This is a genomic window from Acetobacter sp. P5B1 (assembly GCF_018811985.1).
GTDB lineage: Bacteria > Pseudomonadota > Alphaproteobacteria > Acetobacterales > Acetobacteraceae > Acetobacter > Acetobacter cerevisiae.
In genome coordinates this window covers 22,818-37,500 of sequence record NZ_JACRVS010000008.1, presented here as the reverse complement: position 1 = coordinate 37,500, position 14,683 = coordinate 22,818, and the positions used below count along the sequence as shown (strand labels likewise).

General features: G+C 57.9%; 13 protein-coding genes. 4 read left to right on the top strand and 9 right to left on the bottom strand.

Going from position 1 to position 14,683, the window contains the following annotated elements; all coding sequences use genetic code 11:
• Positions 1-7 precede the first annotated feature (7 nt).
• The 5 genes from KP703_RS07385 to rfaD form a co-directional block, all read right to left on the bottom strand.
• Positions 8-955 (bottom strand): hypothetical protein, encoded by a 948-nt coding sequence (locus tag KP703_RS07385; protein WP_215754333.1) that lies wholly within the window; start codon positions 953-955, stop codon positions 8-10.
• Entirely contained in the window at positions 952-1,752 is an 801-nt protein-coding gene (pgeF, locus tag KP703_RS07380; protein WP_215754332.1) for a peptidoglycan editing factor PgeF, read from the bottom strand. Before pgeF ends, KP703_RS07385 begins: the two co-directional genes overlap by 4 nt.
• Positions 1,749-2,750 (bottom strand): class I SAM-dependent methyltransferase, encoded by a 1,002-nt coding sequence (locus tag KP703_RS07375; protein WP_252353914.1) that lies wholly within the window; start codon positions 2,748-2,750, stop codon positions 1,749-1,751. The genes pgeF and KP703_RS07375 overlap by 4 nt, the downstream gene beginning before the upstream one ends.
• 104 nt (positions 2,751-2,854) lie before the next feature.
• Positions 2,855-3,709: a prolipoprotein diacylglyceryl transferase gene (gene lgt, locus KP703_RS07370; protein WP_215754330.1), complete on the bottom strand. Its 855-nt coding sequence runs from the start codon at positions 3,707-3,709 to the stop codon at positions 2,855-2,857.
• A 26-nt stretch (positions 3,710-3,735) separates the two neighbouring features.
• Positions 3,736-4,716 (bottom strand): ADP-glyceromanno-heptose 6-epimerase, encoded by a 981-nt coding sequence (gene rfaD / locus KP703_RS07365; protein WP_215754329.1) that lies wholly within the window; start codon positions 4,714-4,716, stop codon positions 3,736-3,738.
• A 194-nt stretch (positions 4,717-4,910) separates the two neighbouring features.
• On the opposite strand from rfaD, the gene KP703_RS07360 reads away from it, so the two are divergent.
• From KP703_RS07360 to KP703_RS07350, 3 genes are all read left to right on the top strand, one after another.
• The gene (locus tag KP703_RS07360) at positions 4,911-5,504 is read left to right on the top strand and encodes a LemA family protein (protein ID WP_043549582.1); all 594 of its coding nucleotides are present in this window, start codon (positions 4,911-4,913) and stop codon (positions 5,502-5,504) included.
• Between the two features lie 25 nt (positions 5,505-5,529).
• Positions 5,530-6,459, top strand: coding sequence for a YgcG family protein (locus KP703_RS07355; RefSeq protein ID WP_215754328.1), 930 nt, complete (start codon positions 5,530-5,532; stop codon positions 6,457-6,459).
• Positions 6,460-6,532: 73 nt separating this feature from the next.
• Positions 6,533-6,835, top strand: a complete 303-nt coding sequence (locus KP703_RS07350) for a putative quinol monooxygenase (protein ID WP_215754327.1) — start codon at positions 6,533-6,535, stop codon at positions 6,833-6,835.
• A gap of 103 nt (positions 6,836-6,938) precedes the next feature.
• Here the strand turns inward: KP703_RS07350 and KP703_RS07345 are convergent, their stop codons facing one another.
• From KP703_RS07345 to KP703_RS07335, 3 genes are read right to left on the bottom strand one after another with little or no spacing between them, the layout of a single operon-like run.
• Positions 6,939-7,613, bottom strand: coding sequence for a DUF799 domain-containing protein (locus KP703_RS07345; protein ID WP_062142163.1), 675 nt, complete (start codon positions 7,611-7,613; stop codon positions 6,939-6,941).
• Positions 7,610-7,984, bottom strand: a complete 375-nt coding sequence (locus KP703_RS07340; protein WP_082782891.1) for a DUF4810 domain-containing protein — start codon at positions 7,982-7,984, stop codon at positions 7,610-7,612. Before KP703_RS07340 ends, KP703_RS07345 begins: the two co-directional genes overlap by 4 nt.
• Before the next feature lie 56 nt (positions 7,985-8,040).
• Entirely contained in the window at positions 8,041-8,703 is a 663-nt protein-coding gene (locus tag KP703_RS07335; RefSeq protein WP_231874808.1) for a CsgG/HfaB family protein, read from the bottom strand.
• Positions 8,704-9,613: 910 nt separating this feature from the next.
• On the opposite strand from KP703_RS07335, the gene KP703_RS07330 reads away from it, so the two are divergent.
• On the top strand, positions 9,614-12,712 hold the full coding sequence (locus KP703_RS07330; protein WP_215754326.1) for a TonB-dependent receptor domain-containing protein: 3,099 nt from the start codon (positions 9,614-9,616) through the stop codon (positions 12,710-12,712).
• 106 nt (positions 12,713-12,818) lie between these two features.
• Here KP703_RS07330 and KP703_RS07325 read toward each other — a convergent pair whose 3' ends face one another.
• The gene (locus KP703_RS07325) at positions 12,819-14,417 is read right to left on the bottom strand and encodes an L-lactate permease (RefSeq protein WP_215754325.1); all 1,599 of its coding nucleotides are present in this window, start codon (positions 14,415-14,417) and stop codon (positions 12,819-12,821) included.
• Positions 14,418-14,683 lie beyond the last annotated feature (266 nt).

Below are 14,683 nucleotides of genomic sequence, written 5' to 3'. Positions count from 1 at the left end.
CTGCTTTTTAACTTTTCTTGTTTTTCTGCGGGTCTTTCCCACCAGCCGGCGGCGGCAGCGGCGCGTTATCACGCCCGGAATAGCGGTCGATAATCTGGCGGACAGCGCCGGCGGCTTCCTGTGCGGCAACGACTGCGATGTCGCCCCAGTAGCCGTCCAGTGAGTGGGCTTCAATATCATGGAGCTGCGTGGCGGCCCCGGCTTCCTTGCCGTTTTTGTCTGCAACGCGCCAGACAATTTCAATATGCTGCTGCGGATGGCCCGTGGTGCCAGCCGGGCCGGGGGTCAGTTTGACGGTAGTGGCCACGGAGAAATCCGCGTTTTCCGCCGCATTCTGGAGTGTGTCCGCCGTATTGCGGAAGGATGCGGCAAAGGCGCGGCTGAGCGAGATATCGCCATCGCCCGGCGCACCCTGCACCCCTTTGAAATACACGCGGGCTGCACGGTGCTTCAGGCTGTGCGGGTCTTTTTCCATATCATCGGCCTGAATACCCGTCAGCACGGAGGCGACCTTGGGGGCGGCGTCCTGCGCGGCAAGGCTGAGTGTGGCCGGGTCCGCTGCCGCCCAGAGCTGGGCCTGAAGCGGCTCACCTTCCTGGGTTGCGCGAATTTCGTTCTTCGGCGTCATGACCATATAGACAGGCACAATCTGGTCACCGCGCACATCGGCCCGTATTTTCAGCCACCAGTCACCGGGGCGCACGGGCTGGGCCATGGCCGGAATGGTCTGTTGTAGCAGTTCGGCTGCCACATCCTTGGTCCACAGTTTGGCGGCATCAGGAGACAGCTGGCTATCGGTCGGGACCGGGATATCCAGCCGGGACGGAGGCGCATTGGCCGCCAGCCGCGTGGCTTCCTTGCCGGGGTTGGCAAAGGGGTGTGGCATATCAATACAGCCGCTCAGCAGGATCAGGCCCGAAAGAGGAAGGGCTGTGTGGCGGAAGAAACCGCTCATCTGGTCTGCACTCCTGTCGCAATCACTGAAATCTGGTGGCCAATGGGGCCACCCCCGGCCAGCGTACGCCGCCGGTGGCTGAAAAACCGTTTCTCGTCCGCCAGTGTATCCACACCAAGGGCCGCGACTTGCCCAATACCTGCCCGTTCCAGCCGGAAAACACACCAGCCCGCCAGATCAAACTGATAATGGCCGGGTTTGCCGGGGGTAAAAAAGCGGGCGGCCTGTGGGTCGGCCGAGGTGATGGCGGCGTGCATGTCCTCACCGGTTTCATAGCTTTCCTGCGCAATGCAGGGGCCAACCACGGCGCGGACATCGGTGGGTTTCACGCCCAGTGCCTGCATGGCCTCCAGCGTGGCTTCCAGCACTCCGGCCAGTGCTCCGCGCCAGCCCGCATGGGCGGCCCCCACGGTCTGTCCGTCCTTTGAGGTAAACAGAACCGGCGCGCAATCCGCCGTAATTACGCCCAGTGCCACATCCGGCAGGCGCGTCACCATAGCGTCGGCCTGTTCGCCTTCTCCCGGTGCCCAGGGGGTTTCCACCGTAATCACACGCGGGCAGTGGATTTGTGTCACACCCAGCAGCTTCTTTGGTGCCACATTCAGGCATTCGGCCACGCGACGGCGGTTTTCGGCCAGATTGGCCGGGTCATCCCCCGCGCGGGTGGAGCAGTTCAGGCTGGCATAGGGGCCGGTGGACACGCCGCCTTCCCGCGTAAAAAAGCCATGCCGGGCCGGGGCCAGCAGCGGGCTGGTCAAGGGGGATGGGCGTGTGGGAGCGGTCTGGCCGGATGTCATTCAGCCGGTCCTTTCATAAAGCCGGGGGGCATGGGGAGCGAGGGAGAGGTGAGGGCCATAACCCGGAAAAGATGCCCCATCTTTTCCGGTGCGGCCAGTCTGTGTGCGCCGCTGCGCAGGTCAGCCGCATCCTGCGGGCTGGCGTGGGCGGCGAGTTGTTCTGTACGTTCCATCAGCCCTAAAGCACGTAAAAACGTCCCTTGTGTGACAGCCCCCCAGATCGCCGCACCAGCCTGCCGAGCCGCAGCGGCAAAGGCGGTAAAATCCACATGGGCTGTCAGGTCAGCCTCGCCTGCGGCTTCCAGCGGTTTGGCCGGGCGGGCATGGCTCAGGGCTTGCAGAGAGTCTCCGGTCCTGCGGGAATTATGGCCGTAATCCAGAAACAGCGCGGCACCGGGCGTGCGGGCAAAACGCTGCCCGAGCAGGCGGGCAATGTCCAAAGCGGGTTCACACAGTTCCACCACATAATCCGGGTCCAGCGTCCGGCCATCCGGCAGGCTGGGGGCAGGGCAGGGCACACAGCAGAACGCGCCGTTTTGCACATAATGCTCCTGCCAGCCCTCGTCGGTGTGCAGAAACTGGCGGATGGGGAGCGCGTCCAGAAACTCATTGGCCACCAGAATCAGCGGGCCGTCCGGCAGGCTATCCAGCGTGGTGTGCCATGTCGGGGAGAGGCCCGGAACGCGGGCCACAAAAGGCGCGAGGGCTTTCGCCTGCGCCTGCTGCATCAGCGGTGAAGTTTCCACCAGATGCACCTCAAGCGCCTGCGCAAAAGCAGGCACACGGGCGGTAATCAGGCGGAGCATGTCGGCCATCAGTGTGCCACGCCCCGGTCCGGCTTCTGCCAGCACAACCCGTTCCGGGCGACCCATGCTGACCCAGACCGTGGCGGCCCATGCCCCCAGAAGCTCCCCGAAAACCTGCGAGATTTCGGGCGCAGTAATAAAGTCAGTCAGCAGGGGATGCGTGGCGTAATACCGCGCATTGGCCCGCGCCATGAAGGCATCCAGTCGTTCTGGCTGCGGCTCATGTTCCGACGCAGGCCGTTGTGGCGGCAGCCCGTCGGGAGCAGGAGGATGCGCAGGCATGACGCGGGGCCTCGTCAGGCCCTGGGGCCCTGAGTGGTGTCCGGGACGGGGTCAGGCAGACCGGCATAAACCGGGCTCCGGCGGGCGTGCAGCATCAGCGCCACACCGGCCGCAAGCATAGGCACACACAAAACCTGACCCATGGTGACCCCTCCGGGCAGGAAGCCCAGAAACGCATCCGGCTCCCGGAAGAACTCGCAAAAGCTGCGCGCGCAGGCATAGCCCGCCAGAAACAGTCCGGCCAGAAAACCGGGGCGTTCCCGCACGCTCTGTTTGCGAGAGGCCATGAACATGACAAGGAACAGCAGCAGCCCTTCCGTCAGCGCTTCATACAGTTCGGACGGATGGCGCGGGATCGGCCCGGCATCGGGGAAAATCATTGCCCAGGGCAGGCTGGCCGGTGCTTCCCGCCCCCACAGTTCCCCGTTGATGAAGTTGGCAATGCGGCCAAGCCCAAGCCCGACCGGTACGGCTACGGTCACGCGGTCTGCAAACGCCAGAAAGCTGATTTTGTAGCGCCAGGCAAACAGCGCCATGGAGATAATCACGCCCAGCGCCCCGCCGTGGAAAGACATGCCGCCCTTCCAGACCTGTAGAATGGAGAGCGGATGCGTCAGGTAATAGCCCGGCTGATAAAACAGCACATAACCCAGCCGACCGCCCAGCAGGACGCCCAGCGTCACCCAGCCCAGAAAGTCATCGGCCTGATCGGTCGTGGCGGCGCGCGGGGTGAGGCGCACCAGCCTGCGCAGCAGGGAAATCCCTAGCACAATGCCGATAATGTAGGACAGCGCATACCACCGGATCGTCAGTGGCCCCAGATGCACCAGCACCGGGTCAAATTGCGGAAAGAGAAGAACTGGCAGCATGCGTCAGGATGTCCGGACAGAGGGGATCAGAGATACGGGTTACCCGTGGCAAGGTAGCCTTGCACATACTGGCGGATACCGTCTTCAAGCGTGGTAAACGTGCCGGTATAGCCAGCGGCCCGCAAGCGGGTGAGGTCCGCCTGCGTGTAGGACTGATATTGTCCGCGCAGACTTTCCGGCATGTCGATAAAGTCTACGCGACGTTCGCACCCGGCAGCGTCACAGACTGCATGCGCCAGATCCAGATAGGACCGGGCAATGCCGCTGCCGCAGTTGAACAGGCCGGAGACGGAGGGGGTGTCATACAGCCACAGCATGACATTCACGACGTCACCCACCCAGATGAAGTCACGCATCTGCTGGCCGTCGGCAATGTCCGGGCGGTCGGAGCGGAAGAGGCGGGCCGGGTTGCCGGCTTTCACCTCGTCATACTTCACCTTCACCACAGAGATCATCTTGCCCTTGTGGTATTCATTCGGGCCGTAGACGTTGAAGAACTTGAGCCCGGCCCACTGCGGTGGCTGCGGGGCGTGCTTTTTCAGCCCGGCCATCACATGCTGGTCAAAGGTGTGTTTGGACCAGCCATACAGGTTGAGCGGGGTGAGCTGGTCGAGCTTTGCCGGATCATCGGAGAACAGCTCTGGTTTGTCGGCAGCGCCGTAGGTGGCGGCGGAGGACGCATAGATAAAGCGTGTGTCCGTGCGCGCGCACCAGTCCCACAGCGTCTGCGTCAGCGCCACATTGGTCCGCCAGACAAGGTCGGCATCGCGCGCCGTGGTCTCACTGATCGCACCCATGTGGAACACGGCGTCCACCTTCGGGTTTGTGGCCAGAAAAGCCTCAAGCTCTTCCGGTGCCACAACGCGAGACGGGGCATGGGCTGCCAGATTCCGCCATTTCAGGTCAGAACCCAGCCAGTCCACCACCACGGTTTCCTCCCCGCGGCGGGCGAGGGAAGCCTGAAGGCATGAGCCAATGAAACCGGCGCCACCGGTAATGATAATCATGGCGGGAGTTATAAAGGGCGCGGCCTCTCCCTCCAAGATGCAAGGCGGCTTTTGCGCTCTCTTTTTATAGAGAAGGAAATATTTCGCTTTCCCGGAGCGTTTTCGCGTAAAGAGAAACAACACACGGAACCGTGAGGGGTGGTTTGCGTCCCCTGAAACGGATCTGTTTTGATGCGTTTACTAAGGAGACCTAGATGAAGAAGCTTCTCATCCCCGCGATTCTGATTGTTGGCCTGCTGTTTATTTTCGGGTCCAGCTATAACCGCTTTATGGCGGCAGACCAGAACGTGCAGGAACAGACCGGCCAGCTGCAGAATGAAGTGCAGCGCCAGTCGGACCTCATCCCCAATCTGGTCAACACCGTGAAGGGCTACGCCACGCACGAGCATGACACGCTGACGGACTACGCAGCTGCCCGCTCTGGTGAAACCCCGCTGAACCGCATTGACCCGCGCACCGTGGACAACGCGACCCTCCAGCAGAAAATTCTGGAAGCCCAGACCCGTAACGCCAAGGAAATCAGCGCGATTAACGCCGTTGTGGAACAGTCCCCTCAGCTTCAGGCCAATCAGGACTTCACCCGCCTGATGGTGCAGCTGGAAGGCTCCCAGAACCGCATTACCGTAGCGCGCCAGCGTCTGCAGCAGGCCATTCTGTCTTATAACCAGACGGTCATGCACTTCCCCGGTAATCTGGTAGCAGGCATCATGGGCTACCATGCCCGCGTCTACTATCAGGCCTCCCCGGAAGCCCAGACCCCGCCGGTTGTTGATTTCTCCAAACACTGAAACCAGCGCGTTGAGGCATAACACCATGCGGCAGGATCACCTCCCCACGTTCCGCGCTTCGCAGCCCGTGATGCAGGCTGGTTTTCTGGCGCGTATGGCCCGTGCCCGTGCGTTCGGGCTGGCCTCTCTTCTGGGGCTGGTGCTGTGCGGGCTGGGGGCGGGCCTTGCCGCCCCGGCATGGGCGGATGATGGCGTGCTGCTGCGGCAGTGGGTGACGGACCCGCAGAATGTTCTCTCAGCCGATGAGAACGAGGCCCTCTCCCACAAGCTCTATCAGCTCTCCCAGACTGTGCCGGGCAACCCGCAGATTCTGGTTTCTCTGCCCGGCCATGTGGAGGATATCAGCCTCTATGCCAACGAGGCCTTCCACAAGACCGGCATTGGCAAAAAGGGCGTGGATAACGGCCTTCTGATCGTGCTGGATATCCCGGACCGTCAGTCCCGCATTGAGGTGGGCTACGGGCTGGAAGGTGTGCTGACCGACCTGCAAACCAATGACATCCTGCAGGCTGCCAAGCCCGATTTGCAGGCAGGCCATTACGCACAGGCCATCAACGGTATTGTGGATGCGCTGGCCACTGAGCTGACCCATGCAGACCCTGCCGACATTGGCGGGAATGCCTCTGCCCAACAGCCGGATTCCCAGACAGATGCCATGGAGGCGCTGATTGGTCTGGTTGTGCTGGGGCTGCTGTTTGTCGCGCTGCCCATCTGGCTGATCCGCCGGTCCCGCCGTCGCGCAGCACTCTATCCGGGGGGCTATGTGCCGCCGGAAGTGCAGGCCGAGCGGAGTGCAAAATGGAGCTTCTTCCTCAACCTTGGCCTCAACATTCTCTCCGCCATTCTGCAAAGTCGTGGCGGCGGTCGGGGCGGTGGCCCATCCGGTGGAGGTGGCGGCGGCTTTAGCGGCGGCGGAGGGGATTCCGGCGGCGGTGGCTCGCAAAGTTCCTGGTAAGACGGGCAGGGGCGTTTGCTCCCCGAACCGTCTGGCCATGTTTTAAGAATGATCTGAGTGAAAGATAAACGACGTGAGTGAAGACATTACAGTTGTTGCTTTTCTGAAAGCTAAGCCGGGTTCAGAGAAAATCGTGGGGGCTGCCATGGCAGCCTGCGTGGCCCCGACCCTGAAGGAAGCTGGCAACATTTCCTACGTGCCGCAGCAGGATCAGGACGATGCGCAGACTTTTGTGTTTGTGGAGCGCTGGACCAGCCGCCAGACCCTGAACGAGCATATGGAAACCCCGCACTTCAAGACGCTGATTGCCAGCGTGAAGGACCATCTGGCCGCCCCTGCCGCCGTGCATGTGCTGAAGCCAGTTGCCGGGATCTGATTTCCATCAGGTCTGAGAGTTAAAAAAACCGGGATGGCCTGATGGCTCTCCCGGTTTTTTTGTGCCTGCACGCAGAAAATGCCTGCACGCTATCGGGGGCTGCTTAGTCCGTGCCGTATTTCACGGAGCGCGGGCCATAAAGCATCCCGTCTGGCGGACCAACCCGCAGCAGACGTTCCGCCGCCACATGGGCCACATCAAAGCTCTGATCCGTCAGATTATGCACCGCCTGTTTGACCGCAGCGGTGACGAGCAGGCCAATAATGCCCCCGGCCGCCACCTGCGGGTCGCCCACATCACTACTATTCGCGGTGGCAGAACCACTCCATAGAACGCTGCCGGTTTTAAGGTCCACCAGTTTGGATGTGGCCGTGACAACCGTATTACTGCTGAGAACCTGATAGACGGAGCCATAGGCCGTAATGGTGGTGTACAGCGCAGCATCGGCCCCAAAAACGGACTGCAATTTGGCTGCCGGAGCCTGCATGATGTCATCGGGCGTATCCAGCCCGTTCTGGCGAAAGGTTTCAATTTCCACCGCGACTGGCACCACATAATAGCCGCCTTCGGCCAGCGGGTGCGTCATCTGTGCAATCAGGCCGTTGGAGGCATTCACATCCGGTGTGTGGTTGACCGGCGGCAGAACCAGAATGGAGCGCGGTTTGGCGGAGCGGAAAGCGGTGTAGTCTGGTGCTTTGGCAGTCGTGGTGCTGCAGGCCGTGGCCATCAACGGCAGGGCGGCGCAGAGGCACAGGCGGGCAAGGTGAGAGAGCTTCATGAGGACGGCTGCGCTTTCTGGCCAAGGTTGTTCAGCAGAAAATCCATGTAGGTTGCGGATTCAGGAAACAGCGTTTTTTCCTGACTGAATTCCTGCTGGGCCAGATCTGTCCTGCCAGTGGTGGCGTAGAGCATGCCCAGATGCGCGTGGAAGCCCGGCGGTAGCGCGAGCCCTTTGGCCTGTGCTTTCTGCACATCCTTTTCCAGAACAATAATCTGGGCCTGCGGGTCGGTTTGCCCTTTCAGATACAGATATTGCTGGGTGGGGAAATCCTGCCAGCTATAAAGGGGCGGGGTTTTGCTCCCATTGGAACATGCAGCCAGACAGCCCAGCAGGCCGAGGCCCGCCAGTGCTTTTTTGGACAAAGCCATAAGCGATAAAATCCAGTTTTGAGAGACGCGTTTTCAGAGGCGGAGGGCTGAACGCCTTACCGGATCTGCCCTGCATCCACCTGCTGCGCGAGATGATTGACGGCATCCTGCACGGCCAGATCAAGCACCTTGCCATTCAGCGTGGAATCATAGCTGGCGGTGCTGCCAAAACCGATAATTTCACGGTCAGACAAGGCATATTCCGCAGCGCCTTCGCTGGACGTGACAATCTGTGAGGTCAGAGGGTTGACGATCTGAAGACTGACTTTGGCATAGGCAATTTGTTTGTGGCCCCGGCCTGCAATGCCAAACAGCTGCTGGTCGCCCACTTCCTTGCGGCCAAATGCCGTCACGTCACCGGTAATCAGATAATTGGCGCCCTGAATGCTCTGGCCCTGCTTGAGGAACGCGGCTTCCTGCCGGCCTTCCGTCAGATTATCGCGGTCCATCACGTTAAAGCGACCGCTTTGTTGCAGGCGTGTGAGCAGGATGGTGCGGGCCTGATTGCCCAGACGATCAATCCCGTCTGAAAAAATGCCGTTCATGTAATTGGAGCGGTTGGCAAACTTGCCCGCCGCAATCGCCACACGCGGCCCGTTATAAGGCGTCTGGGCACTTGCAACCGGAGGAACAGGCAGCGTGCGCGAGGATTCCGTTGCGCATCCACACAGAAGCAGACCAGTCAGGGCAAGACTGCTCATAGAAAAAACAGAACGCAAACCGATAATCCTTATAAAAATCATAATGTGAGCAATGTATACTAATATTTAGAAAAATTGTGAATACTGGGGGATATTATAAAGAGACATCTAATTTTTAATCCGTATGTTTTATGTGTTGATAACTTCTTTTAACCCGCTGAAATACAGTCTTCACAAAGCCTTCCAGGGTGAAAAATTCGCTCTCCCGCCCCCGCAGTTCTGCACGCTCGCACTCCAGCTGCTGTGGCGTCTCTGTTTGCGGAAGAGGGTGAATTTTCGCGTTCTATGAGAGGAGAGGGATGCGCTTAGATTCGTTCTGGAATGTTCTTCATGCAAGACTGAGGAAGGAGCAAAGCGGGTTTGGGTTACGAGGAGGTAAGACTCGGACTCTTCTGCTCTCAGAGCCTTTTTACGTGGCGAACGGTTGATTTTCCTGACAATTCTTAAAAATTTAGACTCAAATTCTTACAGGGGCGTTGTTTTAAAAAGAGGTGAGTGATGACGTATTAGCATACCTAAATCCCGTTCTATGCAATGAATGGGGAGAAGTGTGTCGAAAATGTATCATTTCTGGTGCAAAATATTACCCACTTCTATTTTGGGGCTTCCCGACCTCACGGAAAGGCGGTTTTTAAGAAATTACGAGCTTAAAAATTATTTCACACCTTACACTTTGGGAACGAATTTGATGGTGCAGAGACATCGCAGATTGACGAAACACGGGCAGAGCAAAAAGGGGCGCGTTTCCCTGTCCTTTTCCCTACTGTATGTTTTGCCGGTTCTTACTGTTAGTATTCCTGTATTAAACAATGCAGCAGATGCCCGGACGGCAGCGGAAGTTGCATCTGAAACATCAGGTAAAGCGGGCAAAGCCAAAAAATCTCTACCTAAATCAGTCACGTCCAAAGCCACCCCAAAGAGCACCCTCGTGGCGCAGGCAGCGCCTGCTGCAACCGTCAATCCGGCGGCTACTACCCCGCTTGCGCCGGTTGCTCAGACTAAAGCGGCCACTTCTGATCAGCAGTCAGTCTCCTCCAAGGTTCTCAAGCAGGCTGAAGATGTCAGCGCCGGCACGGAATCCAATACCGAGAACGTCACGGTTACAGGCTCCCGGCTGCTGCAAAACCGCCTGACCAACACTATGGCAACCATGGATTTGGGCGCGGATCAGATTCAGGCCCGTGGCTACACTAACCTCGGTCTTGCTCTGATGCGGGAAAATCCGAACTACAGTGTGCCTGATAACAGCCCGCTCGGTGCGCAGAATGGTAATTTTGGCGCGGGTCAGACTTATGGTGATCTGCTTGATCTTGGTTCGCAACGTACTCTGACACTGGTCAACGGACGTCGCTTCGTCTCATCCGCAACAGCGTCTTTGTTTGGTGCAGTGCAGGGGTCTCCCGTTGATATCGGGAACATCCCCAGCCTCCTGATCAAGAAAGTTGAAACAGTTGTGGGTTCGGGCGGGCCGGTCTACGGGTCTGATGCCATTGCCGGTGTGCAGAACTTTACGCTGGATGATGATTATCAGGGCGTGAAGCTGGACGGCCAGACCGGTTTCAGTCAGCGTCAGGACGCCATTAGTTACCGTCTGGCAGGTAAGGTTGGGCGTCATTTTGACCATGACCGTGGCAGCATCGTTTTTGATACCGAATATAACCAGACTTTTGGTATGACCAATGCAGATCGCGCCAACTGGGTCGGCGCAGGTGATGACCGCACGCAGTATGTGCGTAACGCTGCCGGCACCGGGTATGATCTGGCACATGGTGGTCGCTACTATATGCCGTTCACCACGGCAGGTGTGCCCTCTATGTCCGGCGCGTATTATGACCTCCCGAACTATAAAGGTCAGGACATCGGCACCGCCATCACCAACTCTGCAGGGCAGCCGCTGGTTTTTAGCCAGGACGGTAAATCTCTGGTGCCGCTCACGTATGGTAAACTTACGGGTGATGGTCTGACGGCTACAGGCACAAAAGCGCAAAATAATGGTTTCCCGATCAGCAACTATAACAACCTGATCACTAACCAGCAGAGACTGAACCTTACGCTGCTTGGCCATTACGATATTACGGAACATCTCCGTGCATCGTTTGAAGGCTGGTATGTCCGTTCTTCTGTGTCCAACATGGCCGATCAGCCGTACTACAATACGCAGATGTTTGATGACGCCATGACCGACGTCACGCAGGGGAATGGCGCCCTGCCGATCAGTACCAACAGCCCGTATCTGACGTCTGCTGAGCGTACGACCATTATCAACGACCTGAAGGCAGCCGGTCTGCCGACAGATCAGTTTTATCTCTCCCGTGCTAATACCGATTACTACACCGGAAAATATACCACCGATACAAGCCTGTTCCGGTTTGTGGGCGGTCTGCAGGGTGATTTTCATTTTGCTGGTCGCAAATTCGAGTGGAAAGGCAGCGCGGAATATGGTCAGTATCGCTCATCCACCACGCAGCGTGAGATCCTGACGCAGAACTACATCAATGCGCTGAACGCGGTGCAGGACAGTTCCGGTAATATTGTCTGTGCTTCCGGGTATACTAACGCCGCTTATCCGTCTCTGAACTCCACCTGTTCACCGCTCAACCCGATAGGTGTTAATCAGGCTAGCAAAGCAGCCTCGGACTATATCCAGACGGACGCACGCACCAAATCTATCAACCAGCAGTGGGATTTCAACGCAGATGTGCGAAGCACGGTCGTAAAACTTCCTGCCGGTGACTGGACATATGACATCGGATATGAGCACCGCTTTGAAGGCATGGACTTCAACCCGGGCAATTTTTACCGTGGTCAGTTGATGTCTGACGGCAGTTATCAGCAGTACGGCAACACCGTACCCGTCATGGGTGTCGGCGGCTCTTACCATACCAATGAAGCGTATGGTGAAACGATGATTCCGCTGGTTTCGCCTCAGATGAACATTCCGGGTGTGTATGCCCTGACGGCAACCGGGTCGGGCCGCTACGTTAACAACAGTGCAAATGGCGGTTTCTGGGCATATTCTGGTGGCGGTTCTTACGCGCCGGTGCGTGATATTGTCTTTCACGGTAACTACACGACGTCGTTCCGCGCTCCGTCCATTACGGAACTCTATATGCCGAACTCGACCGTGTTCGACACGGGGACCGATCCGTGTGACGCCACGGCCATCAATTCCGGGCCAAACCCAGTGGCGCGTCGTATGAACTGTCAGAAAGCGGGTGTGCCTGCTGGCTTCCAGTCCAACATCAACAAATTTACAGTGCAGGGTCTGTCTGGTGGTAACCACCATCTGAAGAACGAGCAGTCCAAGCAGTTTACGGCAGGTGCGTCTTTTCAGCCCCGCTGGGTGCGTGGTCTGACACTGGGCGCAGATCTGTATGACGTGCGTGTTAAAGATGAAATTGCGCAGTTGGGTATCGAAGACATCATGGCGGCTTGCTATGACTCTACGTCTTACCCCAACCAGTATTGCAGTTCCTTCTCTCGTGATGCGAGCGGGCAGATTAATCAGAGCTATCAGGAAGGCTTTTACAACATCGGCACCGAGCATTATCGTGGTCTGCAGGCGCACCTGTCTTACATGATGCCCCTTACCGTTGTTGGCCTGTCTGAAAATGACGGAGCAATCCAGACGACCGTGAATTATAAGCACGGCTTTATCCATAACGGCACTATTCTGACCAGCCAGTATGACTATCTGGGCACCAGTTCTGACCTGCGTGATAATTTCACGGCCAACTTCAACTACATGCGTGGTCCGCTATTTGTGCAGTGGCAGATGATGTATTACGGCAAAGCAAAATATAAGCTGCAGGTTGCTGATGGCGTGTACCCCAACAACACCATGAAGCAGTATTTCATGTTCAACACGACCATCGGTTACACTTTCGCCAAGCGCTACAATGTCAGCTTCGTGATGAACAACGTGTTCGACGCCAAGCCGCAGTATCCGTACCAGGGCAGCACAAACCGCTACTGGGATGCGATTATCGGTCGGAACTTTCAGGTCCAGGCAGGAGTTGAATTCTAAGACTATCAGACTAGATCTGGGCCGTAAGACCGCCCTGAGATGTTCCTGGGAGACGAAAAAGGATCATCCTGAAAGGGATGATCCTTTTTTTATGCCATCCTACGCCCTACCGCATAATAAACTGCTGCACCGCGACCATCACCCCAAGGCAGATGGTCAGGAACAGGCTGTGTTTAAAGGTGCGGGCCAGCACCACGCCTTCCTGCCCTTTGAGGGACGTGACGGCCACGCCCGTGGTGATGTTCTGCGGGGAGATCATTTTCCCCATCACTCCGCCGGAGGAGTTGGCGGAGGCAAAGACCACCGGGTCCAGTGAGAGCTGGTGTGCTGCTGCCACCTGCAAATTGCCGAACAGCGCGTTGCCCGACGTATCGCTGCCTGTCAAAAAGACTGCAATCCAGCCGAGGAAAACGGAAACGAACGGGAACAGAACCCCCGTGGAAGCCACGGCGTATCCCAGCGTGTAGGTCATGCCGGAATAGTTCATCAAAAAAGCCAGCCCGATGGTCAGGGCGACCGTCACCACGGCCAGCCAGCCTTGCCGTGCAGTGGTGACCAGCGCTGCCCAGATTTTGCGCGGAGCAAGGCAGGTGAACAGGGCTGTCAGCAGGGCGGAAACCAGAATGGCCGTGCCCGTACCCAGAGGTTCAAAGTTCCAGACTGCTGCATAGGGTTTCTGATACAGCGAGATAAAGACCTGATGGTCCAGCCCCGGCCAGTGGATGGGCATCGCGCCAATTTTGGCAATGTGCAGGGAATCCCACACAATCACCACCAGCACGACTGTGATCCACGGAATCCAGCCCTGCCAGTGTGGGCCGTTCCAGTCGCCAGCCTTGCGGGGAGCCTGTTGCAGAATACGGTCGTCAATGGCGTGGGTCGGGTCAGGCGTCGGCTGCCAGATTTTCAAAAATGCAATGGTAGCAAGAAGGGAAACGCAGGAGGAGAGCACATTGGTTAGGCTGTATGTCACCCAGCTGGATACAACCACCAGTGTCAGCGCAAAGCTTCCGCTTGCCACTACCAGCACCGGCCAGATCTGCCGCAGTGTGGACCAGCCCGCATATAGTACCATCACATAAAACGGGATAAAGAAGGCAAAGGGTGCAATCTGGTGGCCAATGGTCGCCCCCAGCGTATCGGCGGGCAGGCCGGTAATGGAAGCCAGCACGGTAATGGGAATACCAAGGCCGCCAAACGCCACCGGGGCGGAGTTGAAGATCAGCACATAGGTCAGGGCTTCCAGCGCGGGAAAGCCGAGCATGATCAGCAATGCGCTGGTAATCGCGACAGGTGTGCCAAATCCGGCAACCCCTTCCAGCGCGGCGCTGAAGCAGAACCCCAGCACCACCAGCATAATCCGGCGGTCATTGGGCAGATGGGTGATGATCCATTGCCGGAAGGCGTCAAACCGCCCGCTTTCCATGGCGATGTTGAAGAGAAACAGCGCTGAGAGCGCAATCCACATCACCGGCAGGAAGGAGAAAATCACGCCGTTGCTGATACTGGCGAGGGCCAGCGAGACCGGCAGCCCCCAGACGCCAAGGGCCATGATGACCCCCACAATCAGCCCGCCCAGCGTGGCCTGCCATGCGGGGCGCCTCAGCACGCCCATCAGGACCAGCGTGGTGAGAATAGGGGCGGCGGCAAGAAGAAAGGAAAGAACCAGAGAGTGACCTGCAGGCACGAGAGGCTGAATAAACATGATCGTCTCTTTGACAGGATTAATCCCCAAAACGGGAAGGTCCTATGCGTAACGTGCAAGTCTGTAAGAGGCTGACTCACGTTTGAGTGTAAGAGGCGGAGAAGAGCCGTTTTCATTAAAATGACATAATAGTAACCTTAACAGCATCATCCCTGATGTCAGGGTCACTTGAAGGTTTTTAGCGGAGCGTAGGGTAAAACAGGCGCGTCAGGCGGCAGAACAGAGCCGGTGGCGCAGGGATAAGGGGCAGATTGTGCGGAGTCGAA